This window comes from Qipengyuania flava, assembly GCF_019448255.1.
Classification (GTDB): domain Bacteria; phylum Pseudomonadota; class Alphaproteobacteria; order Sphingomonadales; family Sphingomonadaceae; genus Qipengyuania; species Qipengyuania flava_A.
The window spans coordinates 1,692,521-1,711,850 of the sequence record NZ_CP080410.1; the positions used below are offsets into that span (position 1 = coordinate 1,692,521).

General features: G+C 62.8%; 22 protein-coding genes and 1 tRNA gene. 10 read left to right on the forward strand and 13 right to left on the reverse strand.

Annotated elements, in window-relative coordinates:
• Positions 1 to 2: 2 nt before the first annotated feature.
• Positions 3 to 1,370 (forward strand): methylenetetrahydrofolate--tRNA-(uracil(54)-C(5))-methyltransferase (FADH(2)-oxidizing) TrmFO, encoded by a 1,368-nt coding sequence (trmFO, locus tag KUV82_RS08355; protein WP_219953844.1) that lies wholly within the window; start codon positions 3 to 5, stop codon positions 1,368 to 1,370.
• Between the two features lies 1 nt (position 1,371).
• On the opposite strand, the gene KUV82_RS08360 is transcribed toward trmFO, so the two are convergent.
• Positions 1,372 to 1,830 carry an EF-hand domain-containing protein gene (locus KUV82_RS08360; RefSeq protein WP_219953845.1) on the reverse strand — a complete coding sequence of 153 codons (459 nt, stop codon included), beginning with the start codon at positions 1,828 to 1,830 and terminating at the stop codon, positions 1,372 to 1,374.
• A 32-nt stretch (positions 1,831 to 1,862) separates the two neighbouring features.
• A complete protein-coding gene (locus KUV82_RS08365; protein WP_219953846.1) occupies positions 1,863 to 2,507 on the reverse strand; it encodes a hypothetical protein in 645 nt (214 codons plus the stop codon).
• Positions 2,508 to 2,673: 166 nt separating this feature from the next.
• On the opposite strand from KUV82_RS08365, the gene KUV82_RS08370 reads away from it, so the two are divergent.
• The 3 genes from KUV82_RS08370 to KUV82_RS08380 are packed head-to-tail and all read left to right on the forward strand — an operon-like array spanning position 2,674 to position 5,188.
• Positions 2,674 to 4,314 (forward strand): TadE/TadG family type IV pilus assembly protein, encoded by a 1,641-nt coding sequence (locus KUV82_RS08370; RefSeq protein WP_219953847.1) that lies wholly within the window; start codon positions 2,674 to 2,676, stop codon positions 4,312 to 4,314.
• On the forward strand, positions 4,314 to 4,757 hold the full coding sequence (locus tag KUV82_RS08375) for a TadE/TadG family type IV pilus assembly protein (RefSeq protein ID WP_219953848.1): 444 nt from the start codon (positions 4,314 to 4,316) through the stop codon (positions 4,755 to 4,757). Before KUV82_RS08370 ends, KUV82_RS08375 begins: the two co-directional genes overlap by 1 nt.
• The gene (locus KUV82_RS08380; RefSeq protein WP_219953849.1) at positions 4,754 to 5,188 is read left to right on the forward strand and encodes a TadE/TadG family type IV pilus assembly protein; all 435 of its coding nucleotides are present in this window, start codon (positions 4,754 to 4,756) and stop codon (positions 5,186 to 5,188) included. Before KUV82_RS08375 ends, KUV82_RS08380 begins: the two co-directional genes overlap by 4 nt.
• Positions 5,189 to 5,191: 3 nt before the next feature.
• Here the strand turns inward: KUV82_RS08380 and KUV82_RS08385 are convergent, their stop codons facing one another.
• The 5 genes from KUV82_RS08385 to KUV82_RS08405 all read right to left on the reverse strand — a co-directional run bounded on the left by KUV82_RS08385 (position 5,192) and on the right by KUV82_RS08405 (position 9,323).
• Positions 5,192 to 6,583, reverse strand: coding sequence for a pyruvate dehydrogenase complex E1 component subunit beta (locus KUV82_RS08385; RefSeq protein ID WP_219953850.1), 1,392 nt, complete (start codon positions 6,581 to 6,583; stop codon positions 5,192 to 5,194).
• A 3-nt stretch (positions 6,584 to 6,586) separates the two neighbouring features.
• Positions 6,587 to 7,663: a pyruvate dehydrogenase (acetyl-transferring) E1 component subunit alpha gene (gene pdhA / locus KUV82_RS08390; protein WP_219953851.1), complete on the reverse strand. Its 1,077-nt coding sequence runs from the start codon at positions 7,661 to 7,663 to the stop codon at positions 6,587 to 6,589.
• A gap of 127 nt (positions 7,664 to 7,790) precedes the next feature.
• Positions 7,791 to 8,087 (reverse strand): FtsB family cell division protein, encoded by a 297-nt coding sequence (locus KUV82_RS08395; RefSeq protein ID WP_258319689.1) that lies wholly within the window; start codon positions 8,085 to 8,087, stop codon positions 7,791 to 7,793.
• An 82-nt stretch (positions 8,088 to 8,169) separates the two neighbouring features.
• Positions 8,170 to 8,799 carry a carboxymuconolactone decarboxylase family protein gene (locus tag KUV82_RS08400; RefSeq protein WP_219953853.1) on the reverse strand — a complete coding sequence of 210 codons (630 nt, stop codon included), beginning with the start codon at positions 8,797 to 8,799 and terminating at the stop codon, positions 8,170 to 8,172.
• Positions 8,799 to 9,323 (reverse strand): VOC family protein, encoded by a 525-nt coding sequence (locus tag KUV82_RS08405; protein WP_219953854.1) that lies wholly within the window; start codon positions 9,321 to 9,323, stop codon positions 8,799 to 8,801. The genes KUV82_RS08400 and KUV82_RS08405 overlap by 1 nt, the downstream gene beginning before the upstream one ends.
• Before the next feature lie 151 nt (positions 9,324 to 9,474).
• Here KUV82_RS08405 and hppD point away from each other — a divergent pair, with 151 nt between their 5' ends.
• From hppD to KUV82_RS08430, 5 genes are read left to right on the forward strand one after another with little or no spacing between them, the layout of a single operon-like run.
• Positions 9,475 to 10,578, forward strand: coding sequence for a 4-hydroxyphenylpyruvate dioxygenase (gene hppD, locus KUV82_RS08410; protein ID WP_219953855.1), 1,104 nt, complete (start codon positions 9,475 to 9,477; stop codon positions 10,576 to 10,578).
• Positions 10,575 to 11,147, forward strand: coding sequence for a VOC family protein (locus KUV82_RS08415; RefSeq protein WP_219953856.1), 573 nt, complete (start codon positions 10,575 to 10,577; stop codon positions 11,145 to 11,147). The genes hppD and KUV82_RS08415 overlap by 4 nt, the downstream gene beginning before the upstream one ends.
• Before the next feature lie 58 nt (positions 11,148 to 11,205).
• On the forward strand, positions 11,206 to 12,084 hold the full coding sequence (locus KUV82_RS08420) for a mechanosensitive ion channel family protein (RefSeq protein ID WP_258319690.1): 879 nt from the start codon (positions 11,206 to 11,208) through the stop codon (positions 12,082 to 12,084).
• A 48-nt stretch (positions 12,085 to 12,132) separates the two neighbouring features.
• Positions 12,133 to 13,047, forward strand: coding sequence for a haloalkane dehalogenase (locus KUV82_RS08425; RefSeq protein WP_219953857.1), 915 nt, complete (start codon positions 12,133 to 12,135; stop codon positions 13,045 to 13,047).
• Positions 13,044 to 14,219, forward strand: coding sequence for an MFS transporter (locus KUV82_RS08430; protein WP_219953858.1), 1,176 nt, complete (start codon positions 13,044 to 13,046; stop codon positions 14,217 to 14,219). Before KUV82_RS08425 ends, KUV82_RS08430 begins: the two co-directional genes overlap by 4 nt.
• A 131-nt stretch (positions 14,220 to 14,350) precedes the next feature.
• Here the strand turns inward: KUV82_RS08430 and KUV82_RS08435 are convergent.
• From KUV82_RS08435 to grxC, 4 genes are all read right to left on the reverse strand, one after another.
• Positions 14,351 to 14,427 (reverse strand) — tRNA-Arg (locus tag KUV82_RS08435).
• A gap of 38 nt (positions 14,428 to 14,465) precedes the next feature.
• Entirely contained in the window at positions 14,466 to 14,927 is a 462-nt protein-coding gene (locus KUV82_RS08440; protein WP_219953859.1) for a DUF1178 family protein, read from the reverse strand.
• A 9-nt stretch (positions 14,928 to 14,936) separates the two neighbouring features.
• The gene (locus tag KUV82_RS08445) at positions 14,937 to 15,755 is read right to left on the reverse strand and encodes a carbon-nitrogen hydrolase family protein (protein ID WP_219953860.1); all 819 of its coding nucleotides are present in this window, start codon (positions 15,753 to 15,755) and stop codon (positions 14,937 to 14,939) included.
• A complete protein-coding gene (grxC, locus tag KUV82_RS08450) occupies positions 15,756 to 16,019 on the reverse strand; it encodes a glutaredoxin 3 (RefSeq protein ID WP_219953861.1) in 264 nt (87 codons plus the stop codon).
• A 165-nt stretch (positions 16,020 to 16,184) separates the two neighbouring features.
• On the opposite strand from grxC, the gene KUV82_RS08455 reads away from it, so the two are divergent.
• Positions 16,185 to 16,655 carry an Hsp20 family protein gene (locus KUV82_RS08455; protein ID WP_219953862.1) on the forward strand — a complete coding sequence of 157 codons (471 nt, stop codon included), beginning with the start codon at positions 16,185 to 16,187 and terminating at the stop codon, positions 16,653 to 16,655.
• Between the two features lie 316 nt (positions 16,656 to 16,971).
• On the opposite strand, the gene KUV82_RS08460 is transcribed toward KUV82_RS08455, so the two are convergent.
• Together KUV82_RS08460 and KUV82_RS08465 are read right to left on the reverse strand one after the other, a co-directional pair.
• Positions 16,972 to 17,583, reverse strand: coding sequence for a hypothetical protein (locus KUV82_RS08460; protein ID WP_219953863.1), 612 nt, complete (start codon positions 17,581 to 17,583; stop codon positions 16,972 to 16,974).
• A 63-nt stretch (positions 17,584 to 17,646) separates the two neighbouring features.
• The gene (locus KUV82_RS08465; protein ID WP_219953864.1) at positions 17,647 to 19,281 is read right to left on the reverse strand and encodes a CTP synthase; all 1,635 of its coding nucleotides are present in this window, start codon (positions 19,279 to 19,281) and stop codon (positions 17,647 to 17,649) included.
• Positions 19,282 to 19,330 lie beyond the last annotated feature (49 nt).

A 19,330-nucleotide genomic window follows, 5' to 3' on the forward strand; every position in this document is an offset into this window, starting at 1 on the left:
GCATGACCCATGACATCCAGATCATCGGCGGCGGTCTTGCCGGGAGCGAAGCCGCGTGGCAGCTCGCCCGCCGCGGCTTCAAGGTCCGCCTGTCGGAAATGCGCGGCAGCGGCGAAATGACGCCTGCCCACCAGACCGATGGCCTAGCCGAACTCGTCTGTTCGAACAGCTTTCGCAGCGATGACGATACGAAGAACGCCGTTGGCCTGCTGCATCATGAAATGCGCCGGCTCGACAGCCTGATAATGCGCGCGGGCGAAGTGGCGCGTGTACCCGCCGGTTCGGCCATGGCGGTGGACCGCGATGTCTTCTCGGCTGAAGTCCAGCGCACGCTCGAAGAGCATCCCAACATCACCGTCGTGCGCGAGCGGTTTGACGCCCTGCCCTCCTCCGGCCCGACCATCGTTGCCACAGGACCGCTGACCGCGCAGGCGCTGGCCGAGAGCATCGTCGGGGCGACCGGGCAGGACCGCCTCGCCTTCTTCGATGCCATCGCGCCGATCGTGCACCGCGACAGCATCGATATGTCGAAGTGCTGGATCCAGTCGCGCTGGAACAAGCGAACCGAGGCGAGCAACGAGGACGGCGATTATATCAACTGCCCCATGACCAAGGAGCAGTACCTCGTCTTCCACCAGGGCCTGATCGATGGCGACAAGACCGAATTCAAGGAGTGGGAAGCGGACACGCCCTATTTCGACGGCTGCATGCCCATCGAGGTTATGGCCGCGCGCGGGGTCGAAACGCTGCGCTACGGGCCGATGAAGGGCGTCGGCCTAGACAACCCTTACGACACCACCGAAGAGCACCCGCAGGGCCGCTGGCCCTATGCCGTGGTGCAACTGCGCCAGGACAACAAGCTCGGCACGCTGTGGAACATGGTCGGCTTCCAGACCAAGCTGAAATACGGCGCGCAGGTCGAGCTCTTCCGCACAATCCCGGGCCTGGAAAACGCCGAATTCGCGCGCCTGGGCGGCCTGCACCGAAACACCTTCATCAATTCGCCGCTGGTGCTCGACCGGCAGCTGCGCCTCAAGGGCGGCGATCATATCCGCTTTGCAGGCCAGATCACGGGCTGCGAAGGCTATGTCGAAAGCTCCGCCGTCGGCCTCATGGCGGGCATGATGGCGGCAGCCGAGATAGCGGGACACGACTGGGCACCGCCGCCGCGCACCAGCGCTTTTGGCGCGCTGCTCTCGCACATCACAGGCGATGCTGAAGCGGACACCTTCCAGCCCATGAACGTCAATTTCGGCCTGTTCCCGCCCTTGCACGACGTGAGCAAGAAGGTCCGCAAGGAGGCGTACACGAACAGGGCCAAGGAAGACTTCGGCGCCTGGCTTTCGGCGATGGAAACCGTCCCCGCCTGAGCTAGCAGGCGCAGCGCCTAGCCTTGCGGGGTTTCGGCGCGGTCGTGGCGAACTCTGCCGGCGTCAGCTCGTTGTCGCCATCGCTGTCGGCGCCTTCGAACTTGTCGACCGTAGCTACGGCCCATTCCTCGAAATCGAGGAGGTTGTTGCCGTCCTTGTCCAGCTTGCGGAATGCGTCGGACCGGGTGGAGAGCATTTCGGTGCGTGTGATGCGCCAGTCGCGGTTGCGGTCATAGCGGAAGAAGCGGCGCTGCTCCTTGGTTAGCTCGCTGGCCTCGGGCGGTGCGGGGCCAACCAGGTCGCCGGGGTCGGATTCGGGAACCTCGGGCAGCGGTTCTTCTGTCGGAGCAACCTCGGGCGGAGGAGCGCCTTGCTCGACCTGCGCCCTGCCCTGCCACCAGAATGTCCCCAGACCCAGCAAGGCCAATGTGGCCAGCGCACCCAGGACGATCCGGTTCATGGACAAACTCCTTTTCCCGCAAGGACATAGCCTTAGCGGCCAAAGAGCCCCAAGCGCAAGGCAACGAACGGACTGGACCGGTCGCCCACTAGAGGCGCTCCGCCACGAGCAAGTGCCCGGCGCGACAATCCGGCTAGGACTGCCAGCGGACGCAAAGGCTTTGGCAAAGCGGGCGATCGCATCGTGAGCCCTTCGGCCATATCCAGCGCGAGCTGGCGATCACTTTCATCAGGCAGTCGGAATGCGAGGTCGGCGAGCGCCCACAGTCGCGCAGCCGTTCCGGCTCCTTCGAGGTGTTTCACGCTCAACCGGCGTGCAAGGCCCTGCACTGCTGTCGCGCGGCCGGACACGAAGGGCTCGAGGCCCTCGCGGCCCAATGGCGCCTCAGCCAAGAGAGCCTCCCACCCGTCGAGGAGTTCACGCAATCCTTCCGTTTCCGAACCAATCGCATCGAGCAGCTGGTCGCCCTGCGGACGCATCGAGGGGGCCTTCGCCAGTTCATCGCGCCACCAGGCGATGCGCATTTGTGCCAGCAGGGGTTCCTGAGCCCCGAGGACATAACCACCGACTCGCGCATCGAGTGCAAAAAAGGTGAGCCACTGGGTCCGGTTTCCCCCAGCGCTCGCCAGCGCCAAACGGGTTGCTTCGGGCAATTCGTGAACGAGATCGTCAGCCATCGCCCGTGCAAGAGCCTCCCTCCAAATCCCTGTCAAGCTGCGGCTTTGCGCAAAGTCCAAACGGGGCGTTAACCATACGCGCCTACCGCTCGCTAACCATGCAAATTTCCTATCGAGTAATGCCGCTTGGCTAATGCAGCGTGGAACAAAACCCTGTGAGGACACCATGCTGACCAAGCGGATCTGCAATCTCTTCGGCAACCTGAAGAGCGACACCAACGGCAACGCCATGATCCTGATGGCGCTGGGTATGCCGGTGCTGATCGGAAGCTCGGGCATGGCTGTCGACATGACCCAGTGGTACATGTGGAAGCGCGAACTGCAGTATGCGGTCGACCAGGGCGCCATTGCCGGCGCCTGGGCCCGCGCCGAAACGGCGACGCAGGCGACCTATCAAACACGCGCGGACCAGGAATTCAGCGCAAACCTCGGTGCGCTCTCGGGCAAGACCACCTCGCCCGTCGTCGCGCTTGCCGATTACAACGGCGGCACGCAGAACAGCGTGACGGTAACCTCAACCGTGACCGTCAACCTGCCGTTTTCGCAGGTCGTCATCAGCAAGCCGACCACGATCACTGCGAACGCCCAGGCGACGTTTGAGGCAGCAACCAATTGGACGACGTGCCTCCTCGCGCTTGACACTTCGGCATCGGGCGCGCTGACGATTGGCGGTACGGCGTCGGGCACTGTCACCTGCGGCGCAGGCACACTGTCGACCTCGAGCACGGCCATCGTGAAAAATGGTAATCCCAGCGTGACGCTCGGCGATATCATCGCTGCCGGCGGGATCGAGTCCGGTCTCGCGGGCAACGGCACGATCCGCGAATATATCAATAACCTCAGCAATCCGTATGATGGCCTCACCCCGCCGCAGAGCACGTCGCCGCAGACCTACGGCTGTGTGACGACGACGCAGACGGTCCAGACTCCGAACGGATCGACAACGACTACGGCCAATGTCGTCCAGACCGACGACGTCGCCTACACCTACTGGCAGGGCAAGAACCAGAACAACGCAAAAACTCAGGTTAGCTATTCGGGTGCCGCAGCTGACACCTCGCAGGACACCGACCTCGGCAGCCAGACTGTCGCGAATGACGCGAGCGAGGGCGAAACCCGGGTAATCAGCGAAACGTCCGAGTGGACAGGCCGTAACTGGCCGGTTTCCGGTTCAAAGAACCAGGAAATTTACGAGATGAAGACCACGACCATCTCCTACACATATACGGGCGTTTCGCAGTCCGGTGGCTACGACACCGAAGTGGTCGAGACGACTTCGGCAACCCTTAATCCCGGCACCTACAACAACGTCACCATCAGCTGCGACACCTTCTTCAATCCGGGCGTCTACACGATTACCGGGGTGCTGGATTTCGGGCAGAACCACACCGTCACGGGCGACGATGTGATGCTGGTGCTGAGCGGTTCGGGTTCGGAACGCTTCAAGCTCAATGCCCAATCGGTCGTACGCATGAGCGGCATTTCCGAAAGCAGGCTCATCAACACCTACAGCGTCGCAGCCGAAGACGCCGCGAGAATGGCCGGCATGCTCATCTTCGATCCAAACTCGACGGCCGATGTCAAGATCAACGGCGGCGCGGATATGCAGCTGGAAGGCATTCTCTACATGCCCGGCCGCAAGGCCAAGTTTAACGGCAACTCCTCGGTATCGGGCCAGTGCATGATGCTCGCGGCCGGCCAGCTGGAGTTTACCGGAACGAACGATCTCGACAGCTTCTGCGTGCCGACCGGCGCGACCTCCTTCGATATCGGAGGCAACACCATCTCCATCCGTCTGGTGACCTGATGCGCAAGATTACGGAACTCCTTCGCGACAGCATGGGCGCGGTCGTCATCGAGACGGCCTTCGTCGCCCCTGCCCTTGTCCTGATGGGCATCGGCGCGTTTGAAGCAGGCATGATCATCTCGCGTCAGGTTGAGCTGCAGAACGCGGCCGCAGAAGCCTCGCAGATCGCCCTCGCCTCGCCACCCGCCGATTCCGCTGAGCGCGATACCCTGAAAGCCATCGTGAAGACGTCCACCGGCCTCGGCGATAGCAACGTGACTATTGCCGAAAAATTCCGCTGCGGAACCGATCTGGCATACGTCGATGACACCAGCGGCTGCACCGCCGAATTCTCGAAGTATGTACAAATCTCGCTAACCGACACCTACACGCCTGTGTGGGCCAAAGTCGCCTTCGGCTCGCCGTTCAACTATTCGGTCGTAAGGACGGTGCAGATCGGATGACTCATTTCCTTCGCCAACTGGTCCGTGACACCCGCGGCGCGACGATGGTCGAATTCGCCATTCTCGTGCCGGTAATCTTCGGTGCGTTCCTGGGCGTGCTGCAGGTTGGCCTCGGCATGCAGGCCTACAACGCGCTGCGCAACGTCAGCGCCGACACCTCGCGCTACGCCGTGATCGAGTACCAGAAGGAAAACGAGATCACGATTGCGACTATCCAGACCCAGGCTGCGACGATTGCCACGTCGATGCCCTACGCGCTGGAGAGCGCGCGCTTCACCGCGACCGTGACGCAGCCGGGTACCCAGCGCGTCGATGGCGCGATCGAGTACCAGATCGTCACCACCTACAACGTACGCAGCGTGATGGGCTTCATGGGGTTCAACGATGTCCCCATCACCTTCACGCGACCGATTTTCCTGCTCGATACCTGAGGCTTAGTCCTTGTAGCAGACCTTCTTCGCCGCCTTCACGATGCGCGGCGTGTCGATCAGCGCGAGCTTTTCCAGATTCGCAGCGTAAGGCAGCGGGACGTCTTCGTCGCACACGCGGGTGACTGGTGCATCGAGATGGTCGAAGCCATCCTCCATGCAGATCGCCATGACTTCCGAAGCGATCGAACAGGTCGGCCAGCCCTCTTCCGCGATCACGAGACGGTTCGTCTTCGCTAGCGAGGTCAGGATCGCGTCCTTGTCGAGCGGACGCAGCGTGCGCAGGTCGATGACTTCGGCATCGATGCCCTCGCCAGCCAGCTCTTCAGCGGCTTCCAGAGCAAGGCCAACAGCGATCGAATAGGCGACGATGGTAACATCCGAACCTTCGCGCATGATGCGTGCCTTGCCGATCGGCAGGACATAGTCGTCAACGTCCGGCACATCGAAGCTGCGGCCGTAGACGAGCTCGTTCTCCAGGAAGACCACCGGGTCTTCGCAGCGGATGGCTGCCTTCATCAGGCCCTTGGCGTCGGCCGCGTCGTAGGGCGCGATGACGATCAGGCCGGGGACGCTGGCGTACCACGGACCGTAGTTCTGACTGTGCTGCGCACCGACACGGCTTGCTGCGCCGTTGGGGCCGCGGAACACGACCGGACAGCGCATCTGGCCGCCCGACATGTAGTTGGTCTTGGCCGCCGAGTTGATGATGTGGTCGATCGCCTGCATGGCGAAGTTGAAGGTCATGAACTCAACGATCGGGCGAAGGCCGCCCATCGCCGCGCCCGTGCCGATACCGGCAAAGCCGTATTCGGTGATCGGGGTGTCGATCACGCGCTTGGCGCCGAATTCATCGAGCAGGCCCTGGGTAACCTTGTAGGCGCCCTGGTACTGGGCGACTTCCTCGCCCATCACGAAGACGCGCTCGTCGCGGCGCATCTCTTCGGCCATGCCGTCGCGCAGCGCTTCGCGCACAGTCGTGGAGATGAAATTGGTGCCTTCTGGTACGTCGGGGTCCTTCACGTCGACCTTGCGCGCAGGCTTGGCGATTTCCGCTTCGCTGCCCTCGCCAGAGCTGTCGGGACGGCCAACGTCCTTGCCTTCGCCCGGAACGTCTTCGACCGGAGCGGCCTCGGCTGCGGCCGAGACATCCTCGCCCTCGCCCGCCAGCATGGCGATGACCGTGCCGACCTTTACGCCCTCGGTGCCTTCCTCGACCATGATCTTGCCGAGTGTGCCCTCGTCGACGGCTTCGAATTCCATCGTCGCTTTGTCGGTTTCGATCTCGGCGATGATGTCGCCGGCAACGATCTCGTCGCCTTCCGACTTCAGCCATTTCGCGAGGGTGCCCTCCTCCATCGTGGGCGACAGCGCGGGCATCTTGAGTTCGATAGCCATGGCTCAGTACTCCTCCACCAGAACATCGGTGTAGAGTTCGCTTGCCTCCGGTTCGGGCGAGCTTTCAGCGAAATCGGCCGCTTCGGTCACGGTCTTGCGGATGTCCTTGTCGATGGCCTTGAGTTCGTCTTCGGTGCAGCCGTTTTCGAGCAGCACCTTCTTGAGACCCTCGATCGGATCCTTGTGCTCGCGCACGTCCTGCACTTCCTCGCGCGTACGGTACTTGGCGGGGTCGGACATGGAGTGGCCGCGGTAGCGGTAGGTGTTGCACTCCATCAGCACCGGGCCCTTGCCGTCGCGCACGTGCTTGAAGGCGATTTCGGCCGCCTGCCGCACTTCGAGAACGTCCATGCCGTTCACGTCCATGCCCGGGATGCGGAAGGCCGTGCCGCGGCGGTGGAATTCGGTTTCCGCAGAGGAGCGCGCGGTGCTGGTGCCCATCGCGTACTGGTTGTTCTCCACCACGAACACGATCGGCAGTTTCCACAGGCTGGCCATGTTGAAGGTCTCGTAGACCTGGCCCTGGTTCGCCGCGCCGTCACCGAAATAGGCAAGGCACAGACCGCCGTCGTTGTTGTACTGGTGCGCGAGCGCAAGCCCGCCGCCGAGCGAAACCTGCGCGCCGACGATGCCGTGGCCGCCGTAGAACTTATGCTCGGTCGAGAACATGTGCATCGACCCGCCCTTGCCCTTCGAGATCCCGGCTTCACGGCCGGTCAGCTCGGCCATGATAACCTTGGGATCGATGCCATAGGCGAGCATGTGGCCATGATCGCGGTAGCCGGTGATGACGCTATCCTTGTCACCGTCGAGTGCCGACTGCAGGCCGATCGCGACCGCTTCCTGGCCAATGTAGAGATGGCAGAACCCGCCGATCAGGCCGAGGCCGTAAAGCTGCCCTGCCCGTTCCTCGAAGCGGCGAATGAGCAGCATCTGCTCGTAGAAGTGGAGCATCTGCTCCTTGCTCGCATCGAACCGCTTGTCCTTCTCCAGCGCCTCTTGCAGCGAGTGGAGTACGAAGTCGGTATCTTCAGCGGGCGATTTGGCTTTGCTGCTCTTGCTCCGGGGGGATTTGGCCAAGACTGGTGTCCTTGTTCTTCCGGGGAGGAATATCGGTTGCGCCTATAGGCACAGGCATCGCGCGCGCGCAACGGGCAAGCGCAATGCATACGAAAACCCTTACGGCATGCGAAGGTTTCGCGCAGCCTCAGTCTTCGAGGGTGATGACCACCTCGTTGGGGTGGACGACGTTCAGCTGGCTGCGCAGCAGTTCGCCGACCATGTCCGGATCGGCGGCATCGGGGTGCAGCAGGGCCACGCGGTTTTCCAGCGCTTCGCGCTCCGCCTCGATCTCGGCAAGCTGGGCCTGGCGCTGGTCGAGCAGGCGCAAATTTTCGCTCCACGCCAGGAGACCCGAAGGCCCGGCAATGGCAATACCGCCCATCGCAAGCAGCGCGGCGAGCGCAGCGTGCTGCGTTGCCTTTGCCTTGCGAATGGCTGCCATGGAGTTCGTGCGCCGCATAAGCACACAGAATCATAGTTGGAGTCGCAGCGCAAGCGCTAACTGCCGTGGAATCCCGAGCTTTTCAGCTTTGGACGAACCGCTCGGCCGAAAAACCGTCCGGCGCGTCGACTTCGGTGATCGGGTCGTCACGATCGTCGAACTCGGTCCGCAGGGCCCGGCTCATCACACCATGCATAAAATAGAGGCAGGTGATGTAGGTCAGCTCGAGGATTTCCTCGTCCGAAAACGCCTCGCGAAGGCTGGCGAACAGCGCCTCTGGCACACGCCCGTGATGCATCACGAGGCGGTCGGTGTAGGCAAGGACAAGGCGCTCGCGAGCATCGAAGGCATCGCTCGCCTGCCAATGCGGTAGTGCGACGATCTTCTCCTCACTCACGCCCAGACCGCGGAGGCTCTTGCAGTGCTGAGAGAAGACGAACTGGCTGCCGGTCGCCCACCCTGCCCAGGCCTGCCCCCATTCGCGCAGGACCGGATCGAGCTTGCGGTCCGGGCTGCGGTAATAGGCAAACCCTTGCGCGGCGTGCTTGAGCGTATCGGGAGAGTTGGCGAAGACCGTCCACCAGTCGCCGGGCGTGCCGGTGGATGTGCCGGGATCGGCCACCGGGTCACGCTCGCCAAAGAGGAAATTGTAGAGCGGGAGGACAACCGTCTCGTCCGCCTCGGCGCGCGGCACTTCGCGAAGGCGCGGCATCAGGCGTCCATCCGCGCCGGTTCGTGCCGGACATCTTCGGGCGTGAAATCCTTCGTGAAGGCGGCGAATTCCATCATGATGCCGTTGGGATCGGTGAAGTAGACCGAACGCACGAAGACGCCCTCGTGCATGTCCTTGGCAACGCCCATCTGGCTGTCGTCGTGGTTGACCACAGCATGGGTGTGCGGGACTCCCGCCGCCTCGAGCTTGTCGAGCGAGGCTTCGAGATCGGCTTCGTCCATGTGAAAGGCGAGGTGGTTCATCGAGCCCACCGCGGTCTTCGCGTCATAGGGAAAGTCTTTCACCGAGGCGATGCCGGGCGCCATGGCCGGCGCGTCCTTCCACCAGAAGAACGCGACGCTCGATCCACCACCGCAATCGAAAAAGAAATGCTGCCCGCCATCAGGCAATTCGACCGTCTTGATCAGCGGCATTCCGAGGACACCGGTGTAGAAATCGACGGTTTCCTTCATGTCGCGGCACACCAGCGCGATGTGGTTTATGCCCTTTCGTGTTTCGATCATGGCCTCTCTCCTCCACCCTGCAGGATGCCAAGCATCGGTCCGCCGCGCAATCGGAACTACGCATCCCTCCCGTCCGTTCGATCCTTGACAGAACATGGTTTCAAGCGTAACTAGTTTCACAAGAAACCAATTCACATGCATGAGGACTGAAATGCCTGATCTCTTCGAGAACCCCATTGGCCTCGACGGCTTCGAATTCGTCGAATTCTGCGCGCCGGAAAAGGGTGTGATCGAGCCGGTTTTCGAAGCCATGGGCTTCACCCGCGTCGCCAGCCACCGGTCGAAGGATGTGGACCTGTGGCGCCAGGGACAGATCAACCTCATTCTCAATTACGAACCGCGCAGCGCTGCGTGGTTCTTCGCCCGCGAACATGGCCCCTCGGCCTGCGGCATGGGTTTCCGCGTCCGCGATGCAAAGTCGGCCTATGACGAACTGCTCGCTCGCGGCGCCGAGCCCGTGGCCGTCGAGACCGGCCCGATGGAACTGCGCATTCCGGCAATCCGCGGCATCGGCGGCGCGATCGTCTACCTGATCGACCGCTACGCCGACGAAAACGGTGATGGCCTGTCGATCTACGACATCGATTTCGAGTACCTGCCGGGCGTGGAGAAATTCCCCAAGGGCGCCGGTTTCAACGTTATCGATCACCTCACCCACAACGTCTACAACGGCCGCATGAAGTATTGGGCGGACTATTACGAAACGCTCTTCAACTTCCGCGAAATCCGCTTCTTCGACATCAAGGGCGAGTATACCGGCCTGACCTCCAAGGCGCTCACCGCGCCCGACGGCAAGATCCGCATCCCGCTCAACGAAGAAGGCGAAGGCGGCAAGGGCCAGATCGAAGAGTTCCTCAAGGAGTTCAACGGCGAAGGCATCCAGCACATCGCGCTGATCTGCGACGATCTCGTGCAGTGCTGGGACAACCTCAAGGAGCTGGGCGTCCCCTTCATGACCGCTCCGCCCGAAACCTATTACGAAATGCTGGGCGAGCGCCTGCCGGGCCACGGCGAGCCGGTGGACGAGCTCAAGATGCGCGGCATCCTGCTCGACGGCACCACCGAGGGCGGCCAGCCCCGCCTGCTGCTGCAGATCTTTGCCGAAGCGCAGGTCGGTCCGGTGTTCTTCGAGTTCATCCAGCGCAAGGGCGACGAAGGCTTCGGTGAAGGCAACTTCAAGGCCCTGTTCGAAAGCATGGAACGCGACCAGATCAAGCGCGGCGTGCTCGAGGTGGAAGCGGAGCCGGCGGAATGAGCGAAGCGGCAAGTCATCCCGTAAAGCTGGGCGGCGTTCACCACGCCGCCTACCGCTGCAAGGACGCCAAAGAGACCGTCGAATGGTACGGCAAGGTTCTGGGCATGGATTACACCACTGCCTTTGCCGAAGACCACGTGCCCTCGACCGGCGAATACGATCCCTACATGCATGTCTTCCTCGACGCGGGGAACGGCAACATCCTCGCCTTCTTCGAGCTGCCCAACCAGAAGGACATGGGCCGCGACGAGAACACCCCTGCCTGGGTCCAGCACCTTGCCTTTCGGGTCGCATCGGAAGACGAATTGCTGGCCGCCAAGGAGCACATCGAAAGCCTTGGTATCGATGTGCTCGGGCCGACCCACCACGGCATTTTCAAGTCGATCTATTTCTTCGACCCGAACGGCCACCGCGTGGAACTCGCCGCCGATATCGGCACCGACGAGCAGTATGCGGAACTCAAGCGCGTCGCCCCGATGATGCTCGACGAGTGGAGCGAGACCAAGACCGCTCCGCGCCACGCGGACTGGCTGCACGAAATCGCCCGCAAGGAACACGGTAACGCGTAACGCTTGCAGGAACATCCCGGCCCGTGTTGCGTTGCAGCGCAAAGGGAGTTCCGCACACGTGAATTACATCGCTACGCTGCGCGACCAGCTGCAGGGCATGGGCGAAGGGTTTATCGAGACCCTGCCCACCCTGGCCATTGCGCTTTTCATCGTTTTCCTGACGTGGATTCTCGCGCGGTTTGCGGTGCGCTTTTCCGACATGATCGTCGGCCGGACGGAGATCCGGGCCAGCCTGAAAGCCCTCATCGATACGCTGGTGAAGCTCGGCATCTGGCTGCTTGGCCTGTTCATCGCCGCCATCGTGGTAATGCCCGATCTGACCCCGGCCAGCCTGCTGGCAGGCCTTGGCATCGGCGCGGTCGCGATCGGCTTTGCCTTCCAGGACATCTTCGAGAATTTCCTTGCCGGCGTGCTCATCATGGTGCGCGAGAAAATGCGCATTGGCGATGTCATCGAATGCGAAGGCATCACCGGCAAGGTGGAGCATATTACCCTGCGCGAAACGCATGTCCGCAAGCTGTCGGGCGAGCTGACGGTCGTGCCCAATTCGATCCTGTTCAAGAACCCGGTGGAAATCTTCACCGATGACGACCAGCGCCGCCACGAGGTGGTGGTCGGCGTTTCCTACGACACCCAGCTCGACCACGCGGCCGATGTCATCCGCCGCGCGGTAGAGGACGTCGACGACGTGCTTGCCAGCAAGGGCATCGATATTTTTGCGCAGGAATTCAATTCGAGCTCGGTCGACTTCCTCGTGCGCTGGTGGGCCGGTTCTACCCCGCGCGCCGGATGGGAGAGCAAGGACAAGGTCGTGCGCGCCATCAAGGCGGCGCTGGACGACGCCGGGATCGAAATTCCGTTCCCCTATGTCACCCATACCTTCAAGGAGACGGTCCCCGTCAGCCAGTTGGGTGACACTAGCCGCAAGACGCCTTAAGGTTTCGAATCAAGACCGGATTTGCCGGTCTTTCGAGAGGAGAGACCGATGGAAATCCTGCGCACGCCGGCCGAACGCTTTGACGCGATCCCCGACTATCCCTTTGCCGAAAACTGGTTCGAGGTGGACCTCGGCGACGGGCTGACCGCGCGCCAGCACTATCTCGACGAAGGCGCGAAGGACGCGCCGCCCGTGCTGCTCTTCCATGGCGAACCGAGCTGGTCCTTCCTCTACCGCAAGATGATCCCGATCCTGGTCGATGCCGGGTTCCGCGTGCTTGCGCCCGACCTCATCGGTTTCGGCAAGAGCGACAAGCCGGACGACCAGAGCTTCTATACCTACGCGCGCCATGTCGACTGGCTGAAACAATGGCGCAACGCGATCGAGCCGCGACCCGCCGCGCTGTTCTGCCAGGACTGGGGCGGCCTCCTGGGGCTTCGCATGGTCGCGCACGATCCCGACCTTTTTACCTGCGTCGTGGCCAGCAACACCTTCTTGCCTGTTGGCGGCAAACCCAGCGAAGCATTCGCGGCCTGGCGGCATTTTGCGAAGACCTCTCCCGAATTCGCCATCGGCCCCCTGCTCGACCGCGCCACGGCAACGCCGCGGACCGCAGAGGAAATCGCGGCCTACGACGCCCCCTTCCCTACCGAGGCCTACAAGGCGGGCGCCCGCGCTTTCCCGCAGCTCGTCCCGGCCGAAGACGGCATGGACGGCGTTGAGGACAACAAGGAAGCGTGGAAGACCCTTTCCGCCTACGACAAGCCCTTCCTCACTCTTTTCGGCGAAGACGACCCGGTGACCAAGGGTGCGGAAAAGCACCTGATCGAGCGGGTTGCAGGAGCAGCTGGCCAACCGCACACCACCCTCTCGACCTGCGGCCATTTCTGCCAGGAGGACCGCCCGGTCGAGCTGGCGCAGGGCGTGATCGACACCGCACACGCTGCCGGATTCCTTGCTTGAACGCTCCGCCGCTTCTCACGCGAGGCCAGGAATTCGCGCTCGCTGTCGCGGCGGCAGTGGTCACGGCCAACGCTTATTACATCCACCCCATCATCGGGGATGTGGCGCAGCATTTCGAAGTATCGGACGCGCGCATCGGACTGGTGCCGGCGCTAAACCAGCTGGCGCTTGCGGTCGGCATCCTGCTGCTCCTTCCGCTTGGTGACCGCTTCTCCAACAAACGCCTGACCATCCTGTTTGCCGCGGGGCAGACAGTATCGCTGGCGTTGATGACCTTCTCGGCGGGGTTCGCAGGCTTCGTCGCCGGTTCGACGCTCCTCGGCTTCTTCACCATCGCGCCCTATCTGCTGCCCGCCTACGCCTCGAAACGGGTTGCGCCGGAACGGCTCGGGCAGGTCACTGCCCTACTCACCGCCGGCGTGATCTTCGGCATCCTCGTCGCCCGGGTGGGCGCTGGTGTTGTTGCAGAGGTCTACGGCTGGCGAGCGGTCTACTGGATCGCGACCGGACTGATGCTGGCCGTGACGATCGCCCTGCCCTGGCTCATGCAGTCGGGAGAACGCTCGGATGTTCGAACGCCGTACCTGGCACTCGTATTCTCGGTCTTTCCGCTGATTCGCCAGCACCGCGAGATCCTGCTTTCGGGCGCAATCCAGGGGCTCAACTTCGCGCAGTTCATCGCCTTGTGGCTGGCGCTCGCGCTGTATCTCACAAGCCCGCAAATGGGCTATGGGACGGACGACGTTGGATATCTCGCAGCCATTGCCGCGGTAAGCATTTTCTCGACCCCGCGCCTGGGGAGGTGGTCCGACCGGGTCGGGCCGCGCACGGCACGGCTTGTGTTTGCGCTGGTCCAGCTGGCGGGGATCAGCCTGTTCTGGTTCCTGTCGTCGAACATCTGGTGGCTGCTCATTCCCCTGGTGCTGGTGAACACGGTTGGGCCCGGCATCGACGTGACCGGGCGCATGACCTTCCTTTCGCTACAGCCGGACCTGCGCACGCGGCTGACCACGATCTATGTGGTCCTGATGTTCATCGGTGGCGGCCTGGGAAGCCTCGCCGCGACCTGGGTCTATGACACCTATGGCTGGGGCGGAACCTGTGTCTTGCTGGCGGGGATGTCCGTCCTGCTAACCTGCTTGGCCGCGGTCTCCCGGCGTTTTGGCCGCTGAGGGAATGGTGCGCCCGACAGGATTGCTGCGCCCTTCGGGCTCCGCCGTCTTCGCTTCGCTCCGACCCCGAACGACGTTCGAACCTGAAGCGCCAAACCATTCGAGGCGGCCCCTCGCAGGACCGCCTCGAATGGTGCGCCCGACAGGATTCGAACCTGTGGCCCCCAGATTAGGAATCTGATGCTCTATCCGACTGAGCTACGGGCGCGCCGGGGCTTCGTATAGCGGCTGAAGATTACGAGGCAATCAATTGAGTTCGTCGGGCGGTGCGACAGGCACGAGCAGCGGCGCAACGGCAATACCCTCGGCCATCATGTCCTCGGCCTCGTCCTTGGTGGCGCGGCCGTGGATCGGCGCCTCATCGGCCTCGCCATAGTGCATTTCGCGCGCCTTTTCGGCGAACTTGTCACCCACCCAGGTGCTGCTTTCCAGCGCCTTTGCCTGCGCCTTGGCGAGAGTTTCGAGCGCAGCCTTAACCTCCGCCGGCATTTCGCCCGAGGCCATCTGCGCGGTTTCCTTGCGCGGCTCGGCGGCCGTGTTGCCCTTGGCCGGTACAGCCGGAGCCATCGGAGCCTTGTCCACCGCGTCGCTGCCGCATTCCGGGCAGGTCAGCAGGCCCTTCTCCTTCTGGTCGGCGTAGTCGGCGGACGAGCCGAACCAGCCTTCGAAGCGGTGGCCGTCGCTGCAGGAGAGGTCGTAGACGATCATTGCACGCGCCTATTTGGCGATTTCCCGCTTGTTGGCAAGGCTCGGCACCTGCGCGCGTACCTCGGCAATCCGGCCAAGGTCGACGTCGCAGAACCCCAGACCGGAGTCCGCACCGCCCATGTCTAGGACCACCTCGCCCCAGGGATCGACGACAAGGCTGTGACCGTAGGTCTCGCGCCCGTCTTCATGCGCGCCGACCTGCGCGGCCGCGACCACGAAAGCGCTCGCCTCGATCGCCCGTGCGCGCTGCATCACGTGCCAGTGCGCCCGGCCCGTGGGGACCGTAAAAGCCGCCGGGATTGCAAGGCAATCGCACCCTGCCCTGCCCAGCGCCTCGAACAGCGCGGGAAAGCGGATATCGTAGCAGACCGACAGGCCCAGCCTGCCGACGGGGGTACGCTCGATCGTTACGACCTGCGAACCGGCCGCATAGGCGTTCGATTCCCGCCAGCTTTCCCCGCTGGCGAGATCGACATCGAACATGTGAATCTTGTCGTAGCGGGCCGCAATCGTCCCGTCGGGCGCGATGACGAAGGCGCGGTTTGCCCAGCGGCCTTCGGGTGTTTCGACGGCCAAAGACCCGAGCGAAACCCACAATCCTGCCTTGGCCGCCGCGTCGCGGACTTGCGCCAGAGCGACCGCCTCGGATTCCGGCTTGATCGAGCCCGCAGCGCGTGTCCGGTTGCGGTCGAGCAGTCCCGACATCTCGGGCGTGAACAGCATCGCCGCCCCGCCACGCGCCGCTTCTTCCACGGCTGACACCAGCGTGCTCGCGTTGGCCTCGGGATCGATGCCCGAAGTCATCTGCAAGACGGCGATTGCGGGCATTCAGCCTTCCAGCAGCGCGTCGAGCTTGCCCTCGCGTTCCAGCGCGGCGAGATCGTCCGACCCGCCGACATGCGTCTCGCCAATGAAAATCTGGGGCACGGTCATCGCGTTGGGCGCGCGCTCGCGCATCTCGTCGCGCTTCGGGCCGCCCATGGTGATGTCGAATTCGGTGTAATCCGCCCCCTTCTGGTCGAGCAGGCGCTTGGCCCGCACGCAGTAGGGGCAACCGAACTTGGTGTAGATATCGACCTTGGGCTGGCTCATGGATTTCCTCGCAATTTCACACTGCAAACTAGCGTGCGCGGCGACCACTTGAAAGCCCCGTGGCTGCGCTTATGTCCTAAGGGTCGCTGCAAGGGTTGCAGCGGCGACGGGGTGCCGATTTCGGGCCCCGCCATGATAGAATCGCTCACAAGAGGATTTGTTTCGATGAACCGTATGGATCTTACCCCCTTCCGTCGCTCCACCGTCGGTTTCGACCGTGTTTTCGACCTGATGGAACGCCAGGCGCGCAACGCCGGCGGCGACAACTACCCCCCGTTCAACATCGAGCGCCGCGGCGACGACGACTACCGCATCACTCTTGCGGTGGCCGGATTCCGCGCCGGTGATCTCGACATCACCGCCCAGCAGAACCTGCTGGTCGTGACCGGCCGCAAGCGCGATGAGCTGGCCGAAGGCGAGATGCTGCACATTGGCATCGCCAACCGCGGCTTCGAACGCCGTTTCGAGCTGGCCGACTACGTCCGCGTCGAGAACGCCGACCTTGCCGATGGCCTGCTGGTCATCGATCTGGTGCGCGAAGTACCGGAAGCCATGAAGCCGAAGAAGATCGCTATCGGCGGTCAGAAGCTCGAAGTCGTCAAGGATGACGAAGGCGACGGCAGCAAGGCTGCCTGAGCCCTTCGCGGCCACTGCAGAAAATCTGGCTGAAACGTATAGGGGGCGGAACTTGGGTTCCGCCCCCGCGACGCATAACGCCGCCCAGTCCCGAAATCGGCCGTCCGGGTCGCAGAAGACAACCGTCATCGAGACAAGCCCCACCGCTTTCGGCGAAGCGCTATTCTCAAAACCCACGCATTTCTGCGCGGAAACAGCGTCATACTGCCCGAGATGCATCAAAAGATAAACCCGCCCGACGGGCGCAAAACCATTTTGTCGCCTAGTTACAAGCGATTACAGAACGGCCCTTAACGATATCAGGAACTTAGGGTTTTCACCGCCGGCAACGGATACGAATGCGGTTGGATTTTACCCCCTGAATACCGACGGTTGCGTTGCCCACCTGGCGCTCGTCGCGTGCGTGCTGCACGTAGATCCGCGTGCGGCGTTCGCCCGAACTGCGATTGAGCTCGCCGCCGAGAATGCCCTGCCCGGCGCCTTTGACTTCACCATCCTCGCAGGTGATGCGCAGATCGCTGGTGGCCTCTGCTCCATTGTCCGCGACCAGCGCCACGCCCACACCAATCGGATTGGGGATCAGCCCCGCATCGCGGATCAGCAGGCAGGCCGTCTGGAAACCGTCGTCGGGCGGTGTAATGTCCATGCTGACATCGAGCGTGTGCGTCTCGCCATCATTCAGGATGATCGGCCCATCGTCGTTGATGGTGATTGAATTGACCGCAAATCCCGGCTGCGATGCGCAGTTTTCGGGCAGCGTCGTCGCCAGTTCCTCGGGCAGATTGATGGGCCCGATGCTCGGACCACCGCTATCACCGCCACTGTCGCCGCTGTCGTTACCACCGTCGCCGCCTCTGCCGTTGCAGCCGATGACGAGACTGGCGCTCGCGACAAGCGCTACTAAGCCTTTTCCAATTCCACCATGCATGAATACTCTCCCTCTATTCCTGACACGAAGAATAGAGGGAGTATTCAGATAGTATTGGAAATATCAGACCAGGCGTGCTTGCTCGAGAGCAGCGCCGACGAATCCGGCAAACAAGGGATGCGGGTCGAAGGGCTTGGACTTGAGCTCGGGATGGAACTGCACGCCAACGAACCATGGGTGGTCAGGCCGCTCCACGATCTCCGGCAGCAGGCCGTCCGGCGACATGCCCGAAAAGATCAGGCCCTGCTTTTCCAGCGGGTCGATGTATTTCCCGTTCACCTCGTAGCGGTGGCGGTGGCGTTCCGAGATCATCGTGTCGCCGCCATAGATGCTCGATACGTGGCTGTTCGCCGCAAGCTTCGCATCATAGGCGCCAAGCCGCATGGTCCCGCCAAGGTCGCCGCCCGCCTCGCGGGTCTGGAGCCCCTCTTCGGTCATCCATTCGGTAATGATGCCGACAACCGGTTCCTTCGTCTCGCCGAACTCGGTGGAGCTCGCCTCGTCGAAGCCCGCCGAACGCGCGGCCTCGATGCAGGCCATCTGCATGCCGAGGCAAATGCCGAGGAATGGCACCTTGCGTTCGCGTGCAAAGCGGACCGAGGCGATTTTGCCTTCGCTGCCGCGCTCGCCGAAGCCGCCGGGCACGAGAATGCCGTGCATCGGTTCGAGCTTGGCGGCGATGTCGGCTTCGTCGCCTTCGAAGATCTCGGCGTCGATCCACTTGATGTTGACCTTGACCCGGTGAGCCATGCCGCCGTGGACCAGCGCTTCGTTCAGGGACTTGTAGGCGTCCTGAAGGCCGACATACTTGCCGACCACGCCGATGGTGACCTCGCCATCGGGGTTCGAGTGGCGGTCGACCACATCATACCAGCGCGACAGGTCGGGCTCGGGCGCGTCGGTGATGCCGAAGGCGCGCAGCACTTCGGTGTCGAGACCTTCGCCGTGATACTGCAGCGGGACGGAATAGATCGACGGCGCATCGAGCGCCGGAATGACCGCTTCCTTGCGCACGTTACAGAAGTTGGCGATCTTCTGGCGCTCACCATCGGGGATCGGGTGCTCGGCGCGGCACAGCAGCACGTCGGGCTTGATTCCCAGGCTGGCGAGTTCGCGCACAGAGTGCTGCGTCGGCTTGGTCTTCAGCTCGCCCGCGGCCGCGATATAGGGCACCAGCGTCACGTGGACGCTCAGCGTCTGCCAGGGTTCGAGCTCGTTCCTGAGCTGACGGATGGCTTCCATGAAAGGCAGGCCCTCGATGTCGCCCACCGTGCCGCCGATCTCGCACAGGATGAAATCATGGTCGTCCTGTCCGGCAAGGGCGAAGGCCTTGATCTCGTCGGTCACATGGGGAACCACCTGGACGGTCGCACCGAGGTAGTCGCCGCGGCGTTCCTTGGCGATGATGTCCTGGTAGATGCGCCCCGAGGTGATGTTGTCGCCCTGGTGGGCGCTCACGCCGGTGAAGCGTTCGTAGTGGCCAAGGTCGAGGTCGGTTTCCGCCCCGTCGTCAGTCACATAGACCTCGCCATGCTGATACGGGCTCATCGTACCAGGATCGACGTTGAGATAGGGGTCGAATTTCCGAATGCGGACCTTGTAGCCACGCGCCTGGAGGAGGGCAGCGAGCGATGCTGCCATGAGACCTTTGCCAAGCGAGGAGACCACGCCGCCGGTTATGAATATATACCGCGCCATGGGAGTTGGGCCTTAAGCTTATTCGTGGAGTCGGAGCAAGCGCAAAGCC